Source organism: Paenibacillus odorifer (assembly GCF_000758725.1).
Taxonomy (GTDB): domain Bacteria; phylum Bacillota; class Bacilli; order Paenibacillales; family Paenibacillaceae; genus Paenibacillus_AQ; species Paenibacillus_AQ odorifer.
The window spans coordinates 2226413-2248148 of record NZ_CP009428.1; the positions used below are offsets into that span (position 1 = coordinate 2226413).

Consider the following 21736-nt stretch of genomic DNA (forward strand, 5'->3'; position numbering starts at 1 on the left):
ACTATACTTAGTTTTTTATAAAGAGGAGAGATATCATGAAGGACTTGTTCACCCCGTATGAATTGAAGGATTTGAAGCTGAAGAACCGCGTGGTTATGCCTCCGATGTGTCAATATTCAGTGTCTAACAAAGACGGAATTGCTACGGATTGGCATTATAATCATTACGTAAGTCGCGCCGTTGGCGGAACCGGATTAATTATTATTGAAATGACGGACGTGGAGCCTGATGGACGGATTACTGATTTTGATCTTGGCATTTGGTCTGATGAGCAAATTCCTGCACTGGCCAGAATCGTTGAAGCTTGTCATTCTTATGGCGCTAAAGTAGGTATTCAAATTGCACACGCCGGACGTAAAGCAGAAGATGCAGCAGTTCCTGTATCCTCATCTAACGTTCCTTTTGACGCTGACTCCAAAACACCACGTGCATTAACAACTGAAGAAGTGAAAGCTATGGTTGAGAAATTCCGGTTGGGCGTGAAGCGGGCGATACAAGCGGGATTTGATGTTATCGAGCTTCATGGAGCGCATGGTTACCTTATTCATCAGTTCCATTCCCCTCTAACCAATCAAAGAACAGATGAATACGGCAAGGATTTAACACTATTTGGTACAGAAGTCATTCGCGCAGCAAAAAGTGAAATGCCGGAAGGAATGCCATTGATTATGCGTATCTCCGCCCAAGAATATGTTGAGGGCGGGTACGGTATCAAAGAAAGCTTGGAATTTAGTAAAGCTTACAAAGAAGCAGGCGCAGATATTTTCCATATCAGTGCAGGTGGTGAAGGTCCTATCGCAGCTGCCGGGAAACCAGGGACGCATGCAGCTTATCAGGTTCCTTTGGCTAGAGAAATCAAGTATGGCTTGAATGTTCCGGTTATTGCGGTTGGCAGATTGGATGAGCCTGTACTTGCTAATGCCGTGATTGGGAATGAGGAAGCTGATCTTGTTGCCGTGGGCCGGGGCATGTTGAGAAATCCATACTGGACGCTGGAAGCTGGGGTTGAACTTCAGAAAGATGCCGGCATTCCTAGACAGTATACTTTCGGGTTTCCAAGAATTAATGGGTAAAGACTAATATAAATGGTATGAAGTCTGAAGTCCAAACAAAATAATTGTAAAGTGTGGAGGGGCCGGCTTCTTGGAGAAACGGTCTCTCCTCTTTTTTAAAATAAAATAAAGTATAAGTATCGAAGCTATACTTTATGTATGGTTGTGGATTGTAGTACTATTATATAGAAGGAAAAAATCATGAAAAGCCATACACCCGGGAGATGAATAATAAAATGGACGACATTCTTAACAATGACCTTATAACGAGTTGGTTGACGTTAACGCATATACAAATGAATGTGACGAATGAATTGGAAGCTAATCTACAAGCCAAACATGGCTTATCCTTAAAAGAATTTTATTTGCTGTTATTTTTATCGGAAGCGCCGGAGAAGAAACTGAAATTGCAGAAACTCGAAGCTATGGTGGGTTTAAGCCAGAGTGCAGTTTCCCGACTGGTTAGTCGGTTTGAGGCCAAAGGCTGTGGCGCTTTAGAAAGAAAAGCGTGTGATGCTGATCGCAGAAGTATCTATACTGCCTTGACTGCCATTGGCGAAGACAAGCTCCTTCGTGCACAAGATACCTTTCAAGAGACCCTGCTTGCAGCTTTTCCAGAAAAAGATGTGAAAGAGCTTTTGGATCAAATGCTTCGCATGAAGCATCAATCATGAATTCACAATAAAACCTCTGTTTTGGTAAATGGACCGAATCTCCATTTCCCATACAGAGGTTTTTTAGTGTAAGGCGCTATTTACATCATACCTGTTCATCCCACTGTTGCTGGGAAAGCCGGTAATAATTATAGTCTTCATGTTCAATTGTAATCTCGTCAAGAAGCTCGAAACCACATTTTTGAATGACTCTATTAGACGGGATATTGTGTTTCAGAGCAATGGTGTTTAATACATCGGTAGAGCTATTATCAAACAAATACTTAATTAATCCCTTGGCAGCTTGAGTAGTGTAGCCTTTACCGCGATGATCCTTGGATATGGCATACATAATCTCTCTGTTAGGAACGGGCAATTCCTCCTTAATTCCTGTACAACACCAACCAATAAACTCACCGGACACTTTTAAAATAATGCCTAAACGAAGACGAAGCTCTCCGATATCTCCGCCCGCTGAGATCACTTGAAGAAACTGCTGGTTCTCTTTTATTTCATAGTTTATTAACCAGTCCAACCGTTGTTCTTTAGGAACATTCCAATCTGGCAAGAATTCAATAATTTCAGGCTGTAGAGTAAGCGCATGAAACTCCTCTAAATCCTCCACACTATATTCCCGCAGAAAAATATCTTTACAATCAATCGTAAATAAATCACTAGAATTGGCCTTTTCATTCACAGCTTCGCTCAACTTTCACCACTCCTTTATTAACTAACAGATATTTTACCATGGAATAAATGATTGATTTGGTAATATTTGATTATAAAAATTGTTTTCTTTTATTTCACATAAATATTAATTGGTTAATATATTAATTGACTATAAAATATGTTATTATGTTTCGTATAAACGGCAATGAACTAGTATTGTTTGGTTTTTAAGATTTCTACTATAAAGATAACAGGTGATATTTTATGAAAAATGACAACGGTAACAAATTTATTAATGGTAGTCTAATTGCGCATTATAAGTTTGATAATCCAGAGGATGTAGGTCAAGATTTCTCGGGGAACGGCAATGATGGAACCGCTTCAGGTACGAAGCTGCCGGCTATTAAATCCGTAGCAGGTAGACAAGCTGTTTCGCTTGCTGGGGGAGAACATGGCACATCCTATATTTCATTACCTAACGATCTGCTTAAAGAGGTCAGTGACCATACAGGAATTACGATTTCGACCTGGATGTATGTAAGCAAAGCTTCAAGCTTATGGGAAAGAATCTTTGATTTTGGTAAAGGTGAAACAGGACCTTATATTTTCGTAACTCGCAATTTGCGGGGGACTTGTTTTGCAGGGGAAGACTTAATCGCAGATCCAGGGAAATCCTTTGCGACTGATGAATGGGTACATGTTTCCTTTGCAGTTACAGGTACAGAAGGTGGAACACTAAGCAGTGCAGGTCCTGTGATGTATGTAAATGGTGAAGTAGTTGCGGATGGAATGATCAGCCAAACCTCGAGTGGCACATATGCTAAGCTGCGTACATGGTTTGCTACTTTTGAAGATCAACAGAATTATAGCAATAATACAATCGGGAAATCCCAATACGCGGCAGATGTTGATTTTAGCGGCTATATTTCGGACTTCCGTGTATATAAAGCAGGCTTAACTCAAGATGAAGTGATTGAAATCATGTGCGAATCTTTGACGGATGAAGATATCGTAAAGCTTGCAAAAGATAAATACTTAACCTTCCCAAGCTCGATCATTACCAAAGATATTGAGTTGCCAGCTTCGCTGATGGGCGGAAAAGTTGACGTATCTTGGGTATCCAGCGATTCCAAAGTCATTTCTAATGAAGGTGTTGTGAATAAAGGAGTTCAATCTGCTCAAGGCGTAACGCTTACAGCGCTTTTGAAAAAAGGGGCTAGTACAGTAGAAAAGAGCTTCACGGTGTCTGTGCTTCCGGAAGATTTGCCACCATACACCTTAACTATTGATGGTAATCAGGAGATTTTGGATGTTAGCCAAATTCTATATGGTTTATTCTATGAGGACATTAACAACGCAGCAGACGGTGGGATCTATGCAGAGCTAGTGCAGAATCGCTCCTTCGAATCTTTTGCTTTTGACAGCTATTCGCATGTATGTGGTGTACATGGTGCTTCCACCGGAAGAAATTATACACCTCTTCACGCATGGTCTGGGGATACAGAGAAAATGACTGTCCATAATACAGGCGGATTAAACGATTTCTTCGGCATCGAAGATAAAGATATGAATGCTCATTATGTGACGGTAGCGGATGGCGCGACTATTAATAATAGAGGTTTTGCGGATTCCAATCAGCACTGCTCGATGTTTATTAAGGAAGATGCCAAGTACAACTTCACAATCTGGGCGAAGGCAGAAGCAGCAGGCACAATTACCTTGCAATTGCTCGACAAAGACGGTAAAGCCATCAGCGATACTGCAGTTGTTGAAGTAAACGGTGACGGCAACTGGAAGAAGTATGGTGTCGATTCTAAGCTAGTATTAACAGGGTCTGAAACTGTGCTTGGTCAGCTGGCGTTAACCTTTAACGGTGAGATCTCCATTGATATGGTATCCTTAATTCCTGATGACGTTTGGGGCGCTGGTGAAGAGGAACGTTCTGCTACAGCTCATGCTAACTATAAAGGAAATCCAAACTATAGATTAAGAAAAGACTTAGTGAATGCACTCGTTGATCTTCATCCTACATTCCTGCGTTTCCCTGGGGGTTGTATTTCTGAAGGTTCTCACATTTGGGAGAACGTGTACGATTGGAAAGAGTCCGTCAACGATATCGAATTGCGCAAAGAGAACTATAACGTATGGGGCTACATGATGACCATGGGTCTTGGATATATGGAGTATTTCCAATTAGCCGAGGATTTGAACGCAACACCACTTCCGGTTATGGCCTGCGGCGTACTCTGTCAAGCTCGTTCGGATTATGCGAATCCAGCTGGCGGTGCGTTAAGAGATTATTATGTGAAGAACTTTACGGATCTGATTGATTTTGCGATTAGCATGGATTTTGACAATAATGAGTGGGCTGCATTGCGTAAAAAGATGGGCCATGAAGCAGCGTTTGACCTGCGTTATTTGGGTGTGGGGAATGAAAACTGGGGTACAGAGTTTTTTGCCAACTTCGAATATTTTAAAACAGTGATTGATGAGTATATGGTGAAGAACTATCCTGATCATGAATTGACTATTCTCTCTACCGTGGGTGCACAGGCAGATGATGATGCTTACCAGCAAGGTTGGAAATTCCTAAGCGGAAATTTACAGGGCTCGGAAAAAATCAGCTTTACGGATGGTACATCGAGCATCGAAGAGACTGTTACCTGGTACGAAAAACAAAAGAACTACATGGATACCATTGCGGATGAGCATTACTACCGTTCCAATGAGTATTTGTTAGAGAATGCTGATCGTTACAACTACTATTACAGAGCCTATAAGGAAGACGGCAGCTTGGATGAGGCTGAAACTTCAAAGGTTTTTGTGGGTGAATATGCTTCCACAGATAAAAACACATTGGCAGGAGCTGTTGCTGAGGCAGCGATTATGTCCAGCTTCGAGAATAACTCTGATGTGATTAGATTGGCGGCAACGGCACCATTGTTCAACAAGGTTCTGACAGATGGCACCTATAGATGGACACCGGATTGCATCTGGTTCGATGATGAGACCGTATGGTACACACCGAACTATTATGTTCAGCAGCTGTATGCTAAATACCTGGGAACCAAAGTGGTTGGCACCTCATTTTCGACTTATCGCAACGGGGAGAAGGTAGACCTCATTCCTCATGGAGGAATTGAAGTGGCTGCCGGGAAATCAGCTGTGATCGTGAAACGGGTGAAAGTGACCTCGAATGTAGATGGCAGTGTTTGGTTGGATCAAGATTTCACGCAGCCGCTGAATGAAGCTTGGAAAGTGATTCCTGGCTCTGCCGGATATACGATTGATCCTTCCAAAGGTCTGGTATTGAAAGCGCAGAATGGCGGACTGAATGGATTGTATATCCTTAATGACGCGTGGACTAATTATAAAGTAGAGGTTGTAGCTGAAAAAGCTTCTGGCGAAGATGGCTTCTATGTAGGCGCAGGTCTGACAGAAATCTCACCGGAAAATAAAGATGTCATCGAATATGCGATTGGCTATAATGGTGATGCCACAGGAGTCAAGGTGTACAAGCAAGGGATTGAGGCTTATACTCTGGGCGATTATTCCTCTAGTACCGCTGCTGGTAACCTGAGAGCCAGTTGCTATGAAGAGCTTGCGGATCATACGGAATATACTATCACCGTTAATTATGGTGGAGCAGATGGCAAACATTTGATTTGCTCTTATACAGATGGCAAGGTAACAAGCAAAGTACTGGATTATAAGCTTGAGGCTTATAACAGAGAGGTATATAATTCCGTAACTAAAGATGATAAGCATCTTTATGTGAAGCTTGTAAATGCGGATGGTGTAGAAAAAGCAACGAAGCTTGATCTAAAAGGCTTAAAAGTAGCTGCTACTGGTAAACGGATTACCTTAACCGGAGACGCCTCGCTGGTTCACACACCTAATGTGAACAGAAAAAATGATGAGAAGGTTACACCAGTCGAAACAGAAATCGTAATTGATAAAGACACGGCAGTTGTGAAGCTAGCTGCCAATTCCGTAAATGTGATTGTTCTGGATCTGATTTAATAGAAAATATGCTTTCCAACACGCGCCGATCTTTTTGTTCGGCGCGTGTTGTTGTTTAACAAGCCTCTAAATCGGTTGATGATTATATAGAGAGAACTGTCCACTTGCTTGATGAATCTCAAAATCTATCTTACACTGGTGAAAGTACAATCACCGACTGACCCTCCAGCCCGCGATCCTCCCAGATGTTTTATCCACAGCTGCCCTTCATTACTCCAGAATACAGTGCATACCCTAGCCCCTAAAAAGGAGAACGATAAAATGATGAAATCATTCAAAACGGACTGGAAAGCAAATCTGAAAAATCCTCAAACGATTATGGCCTTGTTTACTTATCGTTATGGAAATTGGGTGTATTATCGAGTGAAGAATGGCATCGTGCGAAAACCTTTGTGGCTTTTATATCGAATAATGGATGTGCTTTTTGTCCGTATTCTTGCAAATGGAGAGCTTCACGCTCAAGCTCAAATTGGTGACGCGCTTCATTTACCGCATGGTTTAAATGGGATTATCATTAGTCCTAAAGCGGTGCTTGGAAGCCATGCTACTATTTTTCATCAAGTGACGATTGGCGGGAGAAATAACTTAGGAGAGCCTGTGATTGGAGACAGAGCTTTTATTGGAGTAGGCTCCAAGATTCTTGGACCGGTTGTCATTGGTAACGATGTTAATATCGGGGCCATGTCTGTAGTGGTAAAGGATGTGCCGGATAATGCTTCGGCAGTAGGTATTCCTGCTAAAAATATATTGCGGAGTGAACCGAAACCAGAGAATACAAGATAAAGACGTTAGGTTCTAGTACATAGGGTACGCGTGCGCTTTATTTTAATATCTTACAGGGTATAATTAAAGCATCCAAGTAATCTTGTAATAACCTTCTAGAGATCGGAGTAATGAAATGAAATATAGCAATTTAGAAGAGTGTGTTAATGATTTAGAGAAACACGGACATTTAGTTCGGATTCGTGAAGAAGTGGACCCTTATCTAGAGATGGCGGCGATTCACCTAAAGGTTTATGAGGCTGGTGGACCCGCATTATTATTTGAGAATGTAAAAGGCTCGAAGTTTCGGGCCGTATCTAACCTTTTTGGAACGCTAGAGCGCAGTAAGTTTATCTTTCGGCGGACTTGGGACTCCACACATAACGTAATTGCCCTTCGCAACGATCCCGTAAAAGCACTCAAAAATCCATTTAAATATGTTGGAACCGGATTATCCGCGAGAAAAGCATTGCCTATTAAAAAGCCAGGAGGTCTGCCAAGCGGTTTCCAGGAAATTAGTATCTCTGATCTTCCGCTAATCACACATTGGCCGGGAGATGGTGGTGCTTTTGTAACCTTGCCGCAGGTGTATTCAGAAGATCCGGATAAGCCGGGCATTATGAATTCCAATCTGGGAATGTACCGTGTGCAGCTGACTGGAAATGAGTATGAATTAAATAAAGAAGTGGGCATTCATTATCAAATTCATCGCGGCATTGGCGTACATCAGGAAAAAGCGAACCGCCAAGGACAACCGCTTAAAGTGAGTTGTTTTATCGGTGGGCCACCCGCTCACTCCTTATCGGCGGTTATGCCTTTGCCTGAGGGAATGAGTGAGATGATCGTTGCAGGTTTATTATCAGGACGCCATTTCAGCTATAGCTATGTGGATGGTTACTGTATCAGCAATGATGCGGACTTTGTGATAACAGGTGAAACTCACCCTGGTGAGACGAAGCCGGAGGGGCCATTTGGCGACCATTTAGGCTATTATAGCTTGGTTCACCCTTTCCCAGTAATGAGAGTACATAAAGTGTACGCCAGGAAAAATGCAATCTTTCCATTTACGGTTGTCGGCCGGCCGCCACAGGAGGATACCGCGTTTGGTGAGTTAATTCACGAGCTGACAGGTGGGGCTATCCGCCAAGAAATTCCGGGCGTCAAAGAAGTTCATGCAGTCGATGCTGCGGGTGTTCATCCCCTGCTGTTCGCCATTGGCAGTGAACGTTATACGCCTTATCAGCAAGTAAAGCAGCCGGCGGAAATTCTGACCATTGCTAACCGGATTTTAGGGACGGGTCAGCTTAGTTTAGCTAAGTTTTTGTTTATTACAGCAGAAGAAAATCAGCCTATCAGCACACATAATATCGAGGGTTTCTTGACGTATATCTTGGAGCGGATTAATCTTCGTAGAGATATTCATTTCTATACCAACACCACGATTGATACGCTTGATTATTCCGGCACAGGATTAAACAGCGGAAGTAAAGTGATCTTCGCAGCAGTAGGGGATAAGAAAAGAGAGCTATGTACAGAGGTACCGGGCATGCTTAAAGAATTACAGGGATTTGGACATGCACGAATGGTGATGCCTGGTCTTGTTGCCCTTCAAGGTGCTAAATTCACAAGCTACGCTGAAGCAGCATTGGAAATGAATAAGCTTAGTGAAGCTATTCAGGAGCAAGGGGCACTTCCTTCTTGTCCAATGATTATTTTGTGTGATGATAGCGAGTTTTTGAGTGAAAAGATCGACAATTTCCTATGGGCGACGTTTACCCGCAGTAATCCATCTCATGATATCTATGGAGTGAACAGTTCTACTGAGTATAAACATTGGTCCTGTGATAACGTGATTATTGATGCTCGGGTAAAACCCCATCAAGCCCCACCACTGATCCCAGACCCAACCGTTCAGAAGCATATCGAACGATTATTTGCGTCAGGTGGCAGTTTAAGCGGAGTTAAGATATAGAGAAACATTCATCAGCCTTCTTGGGAATCCAAGGAGGCCTATTTGCTGTTTGTGAAATGATTTTGCTCATATGAAATAAAAAAGGCATAGGGGTATTATGGGGTGTATGGTATATATTTACTATTAATATTGGGGAAGTGTTGTTCTGATGGAAATTATGGAAACCGAACGTTTATGGATTAGAAGGTTCTCAGCAGAGGATTGGAAAGACCTTCATGAATATTTGTCGCAAGAAAGTGTTGTGAAATATGAGCCCTATTCCTTGTTTAGTGCAGATGAATCTCGCACTGAGGCGCTCAGACGGTCATCGGACCGTGCTTTTTGGGCAGTCTGTCTTAAATCTACGACCAAAATGATCGGCAACTTATATTTTCAAGCGAGCGAACCAAAGGCTTTTGGCGTTTGGGAATTTGGATATGTTTTTAACCCTGATTTTCAGGGAAGCGGGTATGCTACAGAGGCTTGTAATCAATTGTTAAACTATGGCTTTGATAATCTGAAAATGAGACGTGTGATTGCGAACTGTGATCCCGAAAATACACGCTCATGGAAACTGCTTGAACGATTGAAGCTTCGTCGAGAAGGACATTTTTTGCAGACGGGTTATTTTAAATACGATAGTAATGGAGAGCCAATCTGGCATGATACTTATTCCTATGGATTGCTCAGAAGTGAATGGTTAAGGATGAAGGAATAGCAAAACTGTTGTCGTGATCTCAAAAGGCGGGTGTCCCCTCACTGATTCTTCTGTCCTAACTTCTTCCCAAATCGTAGGTTTTTATAACTATAGGCGAAGAAATTGAACGGTTTAGTGTATGATAAAATCTGTTTTTTAAATGTTCAGAGTGACACTTAGGTGGTAGTATCGTGTTGGATATGAGTGAAACTGGAATCATCTACCATCCAGCTGCCTGAGCAAAGAGGAGGGGATACGCGCACGAAGTGAACTTATATTTGAAGAACGAATGACAACGAAGCTTATTGTAAGCGTTTACTACAACGGGGCTAGATGCGTACTAAGTTCTTTCAATCATAAGAAAGCGGGTGAAGCACGGAAGATGAAGAGGAATAAACTTGGAAATAAAATATTTATGGTGTTATTGTCGTGGATCTTCATTTGTTCATCAATACTTCCATCTACAACATTTGGGGGGCAACAGGTCAGTGCAGCTTCAGGCCCAATAACCTTGCAATATGATTTTGGAACAGCAACAAGTCCTGTTATGAGTGGTTATACAGGCGTGCATGAATCTAAGTTATATACGAATGAGCTAGGGTATGGCTTAGATCAGGCGGTTGCTTCGAGGAATCGTTCGGGTGGAGACGATATGACTAACGATTTTGTATTGGGACTGTCCTATTCTTTTTTGGTGGATCTTCCTAATGGGGATTACGATGTGACTGTATACTCAGGAGATTTACTAGCGGGTACAAGTACAACCAAAACTACGATTACTTTGGAAGGTAGCACGGCTGGGTCGATAAGCAGTAAGCAAGCTGTAAATCAAGCTACCTATCGGACGACTGTTCAAGATGGACAACTGACCGTCGGCATTACGGGTACAGGAGTTGGCGGATATTTAAATGGACTAATTATTCAGCAGATTGTACCAGGTCCATTGAAAGCCCCTGAGGGATTAGTGACTCATAATATCACTCCCACTGAGGTATCTCTAGGGTGGAGTAGCGTGACAGAAGCAGTCTATTACAATATTTATCGAACGGTTCTTCCTAGTGGAACTCTTCAAGCCATAGGGCAAGCTGCTGCTAACAGCTACATGGATTCAGATGTAAATGAAGGCAGTGGCTACATTTATAATGTGTCAGCTGTAAATGGAAAGGGTGAGGAGTCTGCTTTGAGCGCATCTGTGACAGTAGACAAAATTCCGGGGGTAGAGGTTCCCGCAGCACCAACCGGTGTTTCAATTGTCAGTGTAGGTGTAAGTTCTGTTCAACTGAGTTGGAACAGTGTGGCTGGAGCAAAGCGCTATACGATCTTAAGGTCTGATTCAGCAGATGGAACATTCCATGAGATTGGCCAGTCAGAGAAGACGACATTTACGGATACCTCAGCGGATACCTCAAAACGGCAATATTATGGGGTGAAGGCAGCCAATGACCAAGGACAATCAGAGCTATCTGACAAGGTGGAAAGCGCTGTGTATATGCCTCCCGGAACTTTGCCAGAAGGGGATGTTTATTCCTTTGATTTTGGCCCGGGTGCTGTGACTGCAGGTTATCTTAAGGTAGATGCAGGAGTATCTTATTCCTCTGAGGTCAAATATGGATTTACAGATATATCGAAAGTAACTGGGGTAGACCGAGGAACCTCAGATCCTTTGCGATCAGATTTTGTGGTCCCTAAGGATGCAACTTTTAATGTGGATTTACCGAATGGCGACTATACAGTGTCACTTATCGCTGGTGACAGCGCCGGAGATACAGAGATTGGCATCAAAGTCGAATCCATTCAAAAAGTTCAACAGACGAGCAAAACAGCAGGCCAGTATTTGGAAATGAGCTTTGACATCGCTTTGGTGGACGGACAAATGAACTTGTTGTTCTCTGGTACTAAGCCTAATATCAATGCACTGGTGATTACTAAGCAGCCAGACCGTCCTGCTAATGAATTGCCAACGGTTTATATTGCGGGTGATTCAACGGTGCAGACTTATGATCCTTATTGGATACCACAAGCAGGCTGGGGACAAATGATTCCTGACTTCTTTAGTGAGGAAGTAACGTTTAAGAATCACGCTATCGGAGGTCGCAGTTCTAAGTCATTTATGGTCGAGGGAAGGTTGGATGAAGTACTGCGTAAGATCCAACCGGGTGACTATTTCCTTATCCAGTTTGGTCATAATGATGCAACGATTAGCGTTCCTGACCGATATGCTTCTCCAGCCGATTACAAAGTTTATTTAAAAACCTATATCAATGGAGCTAGGCAAAGAGGAGCAACTCCGATTCTGGTGACCCCCATGGGGCGCAGAGATTATAATGCTGTGAGCGAAAAATTCAATGTGAGCTTTCCAGAATATGTGCAGGCTATGAAAGAAGTAGCAAGTGAGTTGGATGTTGACTTGGTCGATCTTAGCGCACTCAGTGTAGCTTATTACAATTCTATCGGTTTTGCAGCTACACGCTCTGTATTCCTTCACCTCGATGCAGGGATATATGGTGCTTTCCCAAATGGCTCGACAGACGATACTCACTTTCAAGAGTACGGAGCCATTCAAATGGCCCGTTTGCTGGCCAAAGGAATAGGGGAATTAAATATTCCACTCTCCAGCTTTGTGCAGGACATCAAACAGCCAGAAACGGTGCCTGCGAAGCCTGAAGGTCTTGTAGCTGGGAGTATCAGTAATGCAGGTACAGTACTGAAATGGAATAAAGTAGAAGGTGCAGATATCTATAAAATTTATCGTAAGCTAGCGGCAGAAACCGAATCTGCTTATACATTAGCGGGAACTTCAACTGTCCCTTCATTGACATTAAGCGGGTTGGTTGAAGGTCAAAGCTACTCGGTAAGAGTGACTGCAGTGAACGGGCTAGGAGAGTCTGAGCCTTCAGATGAAGTGAAGCTGACTACGAAATCCGCTCAGTATCGTTATGATTTCGGACCTGTTGGTTCACCCGTTGCTGCGGGTTATACGGAAGTGAATGTGAATGTCCTATATACCCCAGAACGTGGATATGGTTTGACCTCGAGTGCAGGGATGATTGATCGGGATCGGGGAAATGCGACGGACGATCTGCGGAGAGATTTTGTGATTTATTTTGGAGGATCGTATGAATTCAAAGTTGATTTACCCAATGGTTATTATTCTGTTAAGACCTATACAGGAGATTGGATTGGATCTGCCAAGACGAATGTAGCCATTGAAGGCAAAGATTACGGAACAGTCTCCTCAGGTAAGGAAAATATTGCTGAGAAGCTGTATAACCAGATTGCTGTCAAAGACGGGCAGATGAATCTTGTCTTTAGTGGCACAACCGCTCATCTCAATGGGCTGGAGATCACACCGTTATTATTAGCCCCAACGAATCTGAACCTGGGTAGCCTGGATTTAAATAGTGAGCCTATTACAGCTAATCTTTCTTGGGACAGTATGGAGGGGGCGCTGAAATACCGTATATATCGTCAGGCTACGGTTGCGAATAGTGCAGAGCTGCTGGACGAGACAATAGAGCCGTTCTACACAGATACCACTGCGGATATTGGTATGGAATATATCTATACGGTAACTTCGGTGGACAGCACGGGACTGGAATCCGTAGGCTCTAATGCGCTAAAAGTGTCTATGATTGATCCCTCCGTAGCAAAAGCACCCGTACCTAGTGGTCTAGCTGTACAATCTACGAACAAAAATGATGTGACCTTTACTTGGAATGAGGTAACGGATGCACGGATGTTCAACATTTATCGTGCGAAATCCGCAGACGGTGAGTTCATCCTGATCGGCAAATCATTCGAAGCTTCGTACACAGACATGACCGTTCTGACTACCATTCCCTACTATTACAAAGTAGCCTCGGTAAATGCAGGCGGCATCTCTGATCTATCCGCTACGTTGGAAACCTCAGCGGTGACAGCTTTATACCGGAAGATGGAGGCGCTGGACCGTGCGCCTGTAGCGGTTAAGACAGATGAAGGTGTGTATATCAGCTGGCGGATGTTAGGTCTGGATCCGGAAACGATAGGATTCAATCTGTATTGTGGCGATAAAAAACTAAATGATTCGTTGATTACTCAAAACACGAACTATCTCGATATTACAGGCAGGGAGGATGCCAAATATAGAATCACATCAGTAATCAATGGAGTCGAGAAATCTGCTTCGGAACCATTCAGCGTATGGCAGAAGCAATATCTATCGATCCCTTTACAAAAGCCAGCAGATGATTACACCAAGGATGGTCAACCGTATACGTATAGTGCGGGAGATGCAAGTGTAGGTGATTTGGACGGTGATGGTGTATATGAAATCATCATGTTGTGGTCACCTTCGAACAGCAAGGATAACTCTCAAGCTGGGTATACTGGACTTGTCTATATGGACGCTTATAAATTAGATGGAACTCGCTTATGGCGGATTAATTTAGGGCCTAATATTCGTGCCGGTGCACACTATTCTCCATTCCTGGTATATGATCTGGATAGTGATGGACGTGCCGAAATTATGATCAAGACGGCAGATGGCACAGTGGACGGTCAAGGAAAAGTCATTGGCAATGCCAGTGCAGACTATCGTAACAGTTCGGGTTATGTGCTGCTGGGCAATGAATATTTAACGGTGTTCGAAGGGGCAACAGGCCGGGCATTGGATACCGTTGATTATGATCCGCCACGTGGAGATGTTGGCGCTTGGGGGGATACCTATGGTAACCGTGTAGACCGCTTTTTGGCAGCTGTAGCTTATTTAGACGGCGAGCAGCCAAGCGTGATTTTTAGCCGCGGTTATTATACTAGAACCGTACTTGCAGCTTACAATTATCGTGAGGGCAAGCTCGAGAAAGTATGGCGTTTCGATTCTAATGATGAAGGATATGGAGACTACGCTGGTCAAGGAAACCACAATCTTTCTGTAGGAGATGTGGACGGCGACGGCAAGGACGAAATAACCTTCGGCGCGATGGCAATCGACGATGACGGATTGCCGCTGTATAATACAAAGCTTGGCCATGGTGATGCAATTCATTTCGGGGACCTTGATCCTACCAGACCCGGGCTGGAAGTCTTTGATGTTCATGAGCATACCGATTCGAAGTATGGGATTGAAATGCGTGATGCAGCTACAGGAGAAATATTATGGGGTGTGTTCACGGGGATTGATACTGGACGGGGAATGTCAGCAGATATTGATCCGCGATATGCTGGCGAAGAGGTATGGGCTGCAACGATCACCAATGAGGAGCATATACCTGTTACGGGCCTGTACAGTGCGCAAGGTGAACTAATCACTAAAAAACTGCCTTCCTCCACGAATTTTGGTATTTGGTGGGATGGTGATCTTTTACGTGAATTACTGGATGCGAATCGAGTGGATAAGTGGGACTATACCAATCAGACAACGGTCAACTTATTGACGGCTGTAGGCGCTTCTTCAAATAATGGCACCAAGGCGAATCCAAGCTTGCAGGCAGATCTGTTCGGGGATTGGCGTGAAGAAGTGATTTGGCGGGCAACGGACAGTTCTGAACTACGGATCTACACAACAACGGATATGACAGATTATCGTATTCGCACATTGATGCATGATCCGATCTACCGCCTGGCAGTAGCTTGGCAAAATGTAGGCTATAATCAACCTCCGCACCCTGGATTCTTTCTTGGTGAAGGGATGGAACAACCAGCGGCTCCAAAAATTCAATATGTAGGCTCACCGGGAGAAACTGAAGATACTACACCACCTACGATTTCTGGTTTACCTTCTGCTCAAATGAGTGAAACGGATGTATTGAAGGTGCAGGTCGTAGCGGAAGATCCAGAGTCTGGTATTCGCAGTCTGGATATTACTTTTGATGGTAAACCTGTCGTTTATGGAGATGAGATTCCACTCACAGGACTTGCGGGAGCGCATACGTTCATCGCAACAGCCATTAATAACGCTGGACTCTCAACGACAGAACAAGTGATTGTGGTCGTAAGTGGACCTCAGAAGGCTACAGGTGTTCCGGGGCAATGGGTTCTATCCAATAATAATGGGCAGGATACAGGACTTTTGGACGGGGATTACCAAATCACAATGAATATGTGGTGGGGCAATAATGGTACGGTCTACAAGCTATATGAGAATGGTGCCTTAATCGACACGCAAACCTTACGTGATGATTCCCCAGCAGCACAGACTGCAGTGACTAATATTACCGGAAAAGAAAACGGAACCTACACCTATACGGCTGAGCTAACCAATTCTTTTGGCACAACGGTGTCTGCTGCTCATGTAGTTATCGTGAAGGATGCTGCACCAGCTAAGCCGGTGTTGTCTAATGACAACTGGGATGGCGATGGAGAGTATAAAGTGACTATGAATTTATGGTGGGGGATGAACGGCAAAGAGTATCGCTTGTATGAGAACGGAATACTGATCGATACTAAGACTTTAACAGCAGGCACCCCAAACGCACAAACGGCATCTACTTCTATTACTAACCGTTCTCCAGGCGTCTATGAATACCGGGCTGAGCTGTTGAATGATCAAGGGGTAAATGATAGTGCTATCATGAAAGTTACGGTAAAATAACTGAATATTTGTTAAAAAAACGCCTAAGTCGGTAATATCCGGCTAGGCGCTTTTTTTAGATTATCTAAGATTTAAAAGATTCTGCAAGACTAATTCTCCTATCTGCCTCATATGAATCTAAACAACGAATGATAGGGGGGATTGTAAATATGGATTTGACGCATATGATCTCAAAGCTTGTGGTAGTTATACATGTTATAGCATCCATAGTGGGAATTGGGCCAGCTTTTGTGCTGCCAATACTGACAAGCTCAGCCAAGACAGGCAGTCAGCTTCGTTTTGTATTTGGTCTTATGAAGAAAATAAACAGATTCCCTAAGACAGGTGGGGTCACCCTGATCGTTACAGGTATTTTGTTAATGATCATAGATAAAATGGGCTTGTCGGTGTTGTGGTTAAATCTGTCGTTATTATTTTTTATCGTGATCGAAGTGATTATTATTGGAATGGTTGAGCCCCGATTGAAAAAGCTAACCCAGCTCGTAATGACCAGCGAAGGGGAGGAAATCTCTGAGGGTTACACTACCGCTATGAACAAGATCGCTCCCCTAGAAGCGGCGGTTCATGTGCTTACTATCGTCATTATTATATTAATGGTAGTAAAGCCGGTATAAGATCATAACGTCTATTCTCAATGATCTCTTCATAATCGCGGATGAGTCCATCAAAAATATTCTCCCAAGAGCGGCCGAGTGCCAGCTGTCGACCTTCATGTCCCATAGCAGCTAGCTTTTGAGGGTGCTCTATACATGCACAAATCTCACGAATAAAAGCATCCGGGCAGCGGGGCTCGACAATCATTCCTGTGCGGCCGGGTGTGACCAGATCCTTCACCCCACCTTCATTTACTGCGAGGACAGGCAGTCCTGAGGCCATAGCCTCAAGGACAACATTACCGAAGGTTTCCGTACTGGAAGGGAAGACGAACAGATCTGCTGAGGCATATAATTGGGCAAGCTCATCACCATGTTTATAGCCTGTAAACGTGACATTATGGGGCGCCTGTGCCCGCATTTCCGGCAGAAGGGGGCCGTCTCCTACGACCAGCCAATGAACCTGAGATTGCATAGATTCGGGTAATTGCTGCATGGCGAGAGCAAGGGTGTTTATATCTTTTTCAGGGGCGATCCTTCCCACATATAGAAGCAGTAACGGTGCGGTAATTCCGTAGCGCTCACGGACCTCATGGCTGCGTTTTTTGGGGGTGTACTGCTGGCAGTCGATGCCTCTGGACCACAGCTTCAGGCGATGAAAGCCTTGAGCTTGGAGGGAATCGAGGGTTTCGTAGGATGGTGCAAAGGTGGCGTCGCAGGAGCGGTGGAACCACTTCATGTATTTCCAATAGAGCGGAGCGATTTTTTTCATCCGGTAATATTCAAGATAGCGGTCAAAATGGGTATGGTATGAGGCGACATGGGGCAAGTCATGTTTTCGCGCATAACGAAGGCCGCAGAGACCGATATTGAACGGAGTTGCCATATGAAGCAGATCGGGACGAAAAGCTTTCAGCTCTGATTGGATAGAGGACATATTGGGCAGTGCGAGTCTACATTCGGGGTATAAGAAAAAGGGGATGCTGGTAATGGGACGTATGGGATCGGCATAACTGTCTTCAGGAGCAGATTTCGGTGAGAAAAGCAGATGTTCAATACCACGCCCTTTCAAATGAGTGGTTAATCGTTGAAGCGTACGTGAAACTCCGTTGGTTTGCGGAAGAAATGTGTCCGTGAATAAAGCAAGACGCATGGAACCCCTCCCAGATACTCTTGATGCCCTGATCATAACAGGCGATTATTTGATGGAGGTCAAACGGATGTTAAACAGAATATAAAAATCCACTGCACCAAGTAAGGTAAAGAGGTGTGCAGTGGATTTATTAGTTTTAATGGGATGAAGCCCTACAGGGATTCGTATAACTGTTGCAAAAAGGTAATGCTTTCTCCTAAATGTGACTCAGGAGTGCTTTCCAGGATTCCTTGAATATGAGGACGTTCATATTTCATATAACGAAGAATCGGCTCAAACTCTAGCCACCCTTGACCTACAGGGACAATTTTTATAGCTCCATCTTGGACGATAAAGTCTTTTAAATGAATGATAGCAATTCGATTTCCTAAAAGCTTCAAAGCCTCCATAATAATAGCTTCTTGATGCAAGTAATTTGTAGGTGACATTAGATTTGCGCAATCCAATATGACCTGAAGATTGTTAGAAGGGACTTCATCCAGAAGTCGGCGGGTTAAGGGCGCGGTGTAAAGCGGATGATGAAGTCCTGCTTCGATTCCTACCGTCACACCAAAACGTTCGGCCTCCGCCACCATGGCCTTAACTGATGTCACCACCTCTTGGAAGGCTTCTTCTGTAAAATTATCTGTGGTATACCCAAGTCCCACACTTCCGGTTTCCGTACCTACCAGACTAGCGCCGAAATCCCTGGCCAAGCGCAGATGGGTATTAAACGCAGCTAACGCTTCTGCCCGTTTATGAGGATCGGTGTCTACAATATTTACATAGCAGCCCAGAACCGCAATCTGAATACCTGCCTGTCTAAAGGCATTGCCATAATAGCTGGCTGTTCCAGGGCTTATAGCCGTCAGGCTAGGGGCACTATCAGGAAAAGATTTCTTAAGTGCAAACTGGATATGAGTGAAATGATAGGACTTAATCTTCTCAATTAACTCTTGCAATGGAACTTGTGTGAAATCATGTGCTCGAACACCTAGATGAAGGGGAATGCTCATATGATCGATCGCTCCTATTAGTATTGTTGTTTGTGAGGTGCTAATTTGTCCCAGTCAAAGGTAACGCCAGTGCCCGTTACTTCAGGCGCTACTGCCATCCCATTGTCTTTGTTAATCACTAGCGGACGTGTAGTGTATTGATCGATAGGGAAGCTATGCATTTCGAGATAACCTGCATTTGGCATAGCTGCTAACAAACTAACGTGTAATTCCTGCATCCCATGTGTGGAAACGGAAAGGTTATAGGCTTGTGTTAAGTGAGCTACCTTTAACCAGCCCGTAATTCCGCCTATATTGGAAGCATCAGGTTGAGGGAAATCAACATGACCATATTGCAGCATGTGATGGAATTCGGTTAATGTGCGCAAGTTCTCTCCGCCTGCAACGGCCATTCCTGTTTCTTCAGCAATCCGTGCATAGCCGGCATAATCCTCCGGAATCGTTGGTTCTTCTAAGAAAAGAATGTCATATTTCAAAAATTCACGTGCGGCTTTTATCGCTTTTTCCACACTCCAGCTCATATTGGCATCGACCATAAAGGCTACATCCGGGCCGACCAATTGGCGTACCGCAGCCACTCGTTCCACATCTTCAGCTAATGTTTTTTGGCCTAGTTTAATTTTGACAGCCTGGAGGCCCATATCTAAGTATTTTTGATTGTTGCGCAGGAGCTTTTCTAATGGGAAATTCAAATCAATCGCTCCACCATAACATTTGACCTCATTGCTTGCGCCACCCAGAAGTTTGTAGAGAGGTTCATCTGCTTTCTTCGCACGTAAATCCCATAACGCAATGTCACATGCCGCAATGGCGAAGCTAGCCAGACCCCCGCGAGCAACATAATGTATTCCCCAGTTCATCTGCTCCCAGATACTTTCCACACAGCTGGCGTCTTTGCCAACTAAAATATGTGTTAATTCATTAGCAATTAGTGAACAGATCGCTTTGCCGCCAAATCCGCCAGTATAGGTATAACCTACACCTTCACGACCGTCATCCGTTCTAATTTTGACAATGGGTACTTCAAAATGAGTATGCAAGCCGTGTTTAGCATCCTCCATGATTTCTGGCAAAGGGATACGATAGTACTCTGTAATAACTTCTTTAATTATAGACATCTGTGATCACTCCTTATAAAAGTTGTTGTAAGTTTGATATAGGTGAGGCTGTATTTTGTTTAAGTGCTTGAACCACAAGTTTAGCAATTTGCTGGGCACCTTCATCCGAGAAATGAGTATCATCCGTAACTCCATTGGGGTAATTGGGATGTGTTTTCTCTGGTAAGTGCATGAATAACTTCTTGGATTCTTCTTCGCCTAATGAACGATAGAGCGCTTGCGAGGCTGCGAAAATATCAAGTAGCGGAGTGTGCGTTTCTTCAGCCACTTGTCTCATTACCTCGGGATAAGCACCTACAGCCAACGGGTCAAGCTCTCCATCGGCGTTAAAGCGGCGGCGACTTACAGAGGTTAACAGAACCGGCGTCCCACCTAGCTGCCTAACAGCATCTATATATTGAATTAGATTATGGCGATATTCGGTTTCAGGATCGGTGTAACGTAATGGATCATCTTTTTTCTCATCGTTATGTCCAAATTGAATAAACAGGTAGTCGCCGGGTTGAAAGTCTTTTTTGATGGCATCCAGGCGGCCGTCTGTTATGAACGATTTGGTACTTCGACCATTAATTGCGCGATTCTGGATTTGAATAGAAGTCCCAAAATAACTTTGCAGGTATTCTCCCCAGCCAGTCATAGGTTTTTCTCCAGCGCCTTTAATAGCCGCAGTGGAATCGCCTGCAATAAATAGTTGTTGTCTCATAAGGCCTTCTGCTCCTTTAACGTATTGATGTTCCCTTAGCCAGTTCTCAGCAAGGGAAAGCCATTGCTGGCAATGAGGGTGTTCTTTAGCAAGCCCTAAACCATGCCGCCCTTCTTCAAAGATATGTAATTCAAAAGGAATTCCCTGATTAGACAGGGCAGAGGCGAACAACAGACTATTCTCCACGGGAACGCTGGCATCGTTTGCTGTTGTCCAGATAAAGGTTGGAGGTGTGAGTGAATCCACCTGGGCTTCTGAGGAAAAGGAGTCAAGCTCCGCTTGTGATGGGTCGTCTCCAAGAAAATGTAGCCGGCTTCCCTTATGCGAATGGGACTCTTGGAAAGTGATTACAGGATAACCTAACAGAAGAAGATTTGGTTTCTCTGCTCTAGTGGTAGAAAAGATGGAAGCTAAGTGTCCTCCAGCCGAGAATCCAATCATCCCTACTTTGTCTGAGATCACATTCCAAGCTTTGGGTGCTTCCCTAATCCATTTGAGAGCTTCCTCAACATCATTTAACAAAGAAGAGACGTTGAAGTCTCCGACCTGATAATCTAGTACACCTGCATGAATACCTAGATTGTTTAGCCATTGAGCCACAGGTTCTCCTTCATGTTTGGCTAAGTGCTGATATCCTCCACCAGGCAATACCAATATAAAAGGACGGGGTTGATCCGTCTCGAGCGGATAGAGGGTGAGTAGTGAGGTTTTCTGAGAAATCTCATCTTGTTCCACACGGTTAGTATTTAGTCGAAAGTTCAACATTGCGTTCAAATTCCTCCCTAAATGGTTATAT

Annotated in this window: 13 protein-coding genes; 8 read left to right on the forward strand and 5 right to left on the reverse strand. The window is 43.9% G+C overall.

Features of this window, described 5'->3' with window-relative positions:
• The first annotated feature begins 35 nt into the window (after window positions 1–35).
• Both PODO_RS09400 and PODO_RS09405 read left to right on the forward strand, forming a co-directional pair.
• Window positions 36–1073 (forward strand): NADH:flavin oxidoreductase/NADH oxidase, encoded by a 1038-nt coding sequence (locus PODO_RS09400; RefSeq protein WP_036679236.1) that lies wholly within the window; start codon window positions 36–38, stop codon window positions 1071–1073.
• Between the two features lie 203 nt (window positions 1074–1276).
• Window positions 1277–1726: a MarR family winged helix-turn-helix transcriptional regulator gene (locus PODO_RS09405; RefSeq protein WP_244886453.1), complete on the forward strand. Its 450-nt coding sequence runs from the start codon at window positions 1277–1279 to the stop codon at window positions 1724–1726.
• 85 nt (window positions 1727–1811) lie between these two features.
• Here PODO_RS09405 and PODO_RS09410 read toward each other — a convergent pair whose 3' ends face one another.
• Window positions 1812–2414: a GNAT family N-acetyltransferase gene (locus PODO_RS09410; RefSeq protein ID WP_244886454.1), complete on the reverse strand. Its 603-nt coding sequence runs from the start codon at window positions 2412–2414 to the stop codon at window positions 1812–1814.
• Between the two features lie 224 nt (window positions 2415–2638).
• Between PODO_RS09410 and PODO_RS09415 the strand changes: the two genes are divergently transcribed.
• The 6 genes from PODO_RS09415 to PODO_RS09440 all read left to right on the forward strand — a co-directional run bounded on the left by PODO_RS09415 (window position 2639) and on the right by PODO_RS09440 (window position 16992).
• Entirely contained in the window at window positions 2639–6397 is a 3759-nt protein-coding gene (locus tag PODO_RS09415; protein ID WP_038569721.1) for an alpha-L-arabinofuranosidase C-terminal domain-containing protein, read from the forward strand.
• A 261-nt stretch (window positions 6398–6658) separates the two neighbouring features.
• Window positions 6659–7180, forward strand: coding sequence for a serine O-acetyltransferase (locus PODO_RS09420; protein WP_036679239.1), 522 nt, complete (start codon window positions 6659–6661; stop codon window positions 7178–7180).
• 115 nt (window positions 7181–7295) lie between these two features.
• Window positions 7296–9131 carry a UbiD family decarboxylase gene (locus PODO_RS09425; RefSeq protein WP_038569723.1) on the forward strand — a complete coding sequence of 612 codons (1836 nt, stop codon included), beginning with the start codon at window positions 7296–7298 and terminating at the stop codon, window positions 9129–9131.
• 148 nt (window positions 9132–9279) lie between these two features.
• Window positions 9280–9828, forward strand: coding sequence for a GNAT family N-acetyltransferase (locus PODO_RS09430; RefSeq protein ID WP_174890035.1), 549 nt, complete (start codon window positions 9280–9282; stop codon window positions 9826–9828).
• Window positions 9829–10189: 361 nt separating this feature from the next.
• Window positions 10190–16378, forward strand: a complete 6189-nt coding sequence (locus PODO_RS32140; RefSeq protein ID WP_280513460.1) for a rhamnogalacturonan lyase family protein — start codon at window positions 10190–10192, stop codon at window positions 16376–16378.
• Between the two features lie 149 nt (window positions 16379–16527).
• On the forward strand, window positions 16528–16992 hold the full coding sequence (locus PODO_RS09440) for a DUF2269 family protein (protein ID WP_244886455.1): 465 nt from the start codon (window positions 16528–16530) through the stop codon (window positions 16990–16992).
• Here PODO_RS09440 and PODO_RS09445 read toward each other — a convergent pair.
• From PODO_RS09445 to PODO_RS09460, 4 genes are all read right to left on the reverse strand, one after another.
• The gene (locus PODO_RS09445) at window positions 16964–18124 is read right to left on the reverse strand and encodes a glycosyltransferase family 4 protein (protein WP_038569725.1); all 1161 of its coding nucleotides are present in this window, start codon (window positions 18122–18124) and stop codon (window positions 16964–16966) included. The two genes, PODO_RS09440 and PODO_RS09445, sit on opposite strands and share 29 nt — an antisense overlap.
• Window positions 18125–18276: 152 nt before the next feature.
• Window positions 18277–19119 carry a sugar phosphate isomerase/epimerase family protein gene (locus PODO_RS09450; protein ID WP_038569727.1) on the reverse strand — a complete coding sequence of 281 codons (843 nt, stop codon included), beginning with the start codon at window positions 19117–19119 and terminating at the stop codon, window positions 18277–18279.
• A 17-nt stretch (window positions 19120–19136) separates the two neighbouring features.
• Window positions 19137–20237, reverse strand: coding sequence for a mandelate racemase/muconate lactonizing enzyme family protein (locus tag PODO_RS09455; protein ID WP_038569729.1), 1101 nt, complete (start codon window positions 20235–20237; stop codon window positions 19137–19139).
• 13 nt (window positions 20238–20250) lie between these two features.
• A complete protein-coding gene (locus PODO_RS09460; RefSeq protein WP_038574322.1) occupies window positions 20251–21705 on the reverse strand; it encodes a GDSL-type esterase/lipase family protein in 1455 nt (484 codons plus the stop codon).
• Window positions 21706–21736: the final 31 nt, after the last annotated feature.

Coding starts and splice junctions, on each gene's coding strand:
- PODO_RS09460 (WP_038574322.1), bottom strand. CDS start 21,705: ATGTTGAACTTTCGACTAAATACTAACCGTGTGGAACAAGATGAGATT.
- PODO_RS32140 (WP_280513460.1), top strand. CDS start 10,190: ATGAAGAGGAATAAACTTGGAAATAAAATATTTATGGTGTTATTGTCG.
- PODO_RS09440 (WP_244886455.1), top strand. CDS start 16,528: ATGGATTTGACGCATATGATCTCAAAGCTTGTGGTAGTTATACATGTT.
- PODO_RS09415 (WP_038569721.1), top strand. CDS start 2,639: ATGAAAAATGACAACGGTAACAAATTTATTAATGGTAGTCTAATTGCG.
- PODO_RS09400 (WP_036679236.1), top strand. CDS start 36: ATGAAGGACTTGTTCACCCCGTATGAATTGAAGGATTTGAAGCTGAAG.
- PODO_RS09425 (WP_038569723.1), top strand. CDS start 7,296: ATGAAATATAGCAATTTAGAAGAGTGTGTTAATGATTTAGAGAAACAC.
- PODO_RS09420 (WP_036679239.1), top strand. CDS start 6,659: ATGATGAAATCATTCAAAACGGACTGGAAAGCAAATCTGAAAAATCCT.
- PODO_RS09445 (WP_038569725.1), bottom strand. CDS start 18,124: ATGCGTCTTGCTTTATTCACGGACACATTTCTTCCGCAAACCAACGGA.
- PODO_RS09405 (WP_244886453.1), top strand. CDS start 1,277: ATGAATAATAAAATGGACGACATTCTTAACAATGACCTTATAACGAGT.
- PODO_RS09430 (WP_174890035.1), top strand. CDS start 9,280: ATGGAAATTATGGAAACCGAACGTTTATGGATTAGAAGGTTCTCAGCA.
- PODO_RS09450 (WP_038569727.1), bottom strand. CDS start 19,119: ATGAGCATTCCCCTTCATCTAGGTGTTCGAGCACATGATTTCACACAA.
- PODO_RS09455 (WP_038569729.1), bottom strand. CDS start 20,237: ATGTCTATAATTAAAGAAGTTATTACAGAGTACTATCGTATCCCTTTG.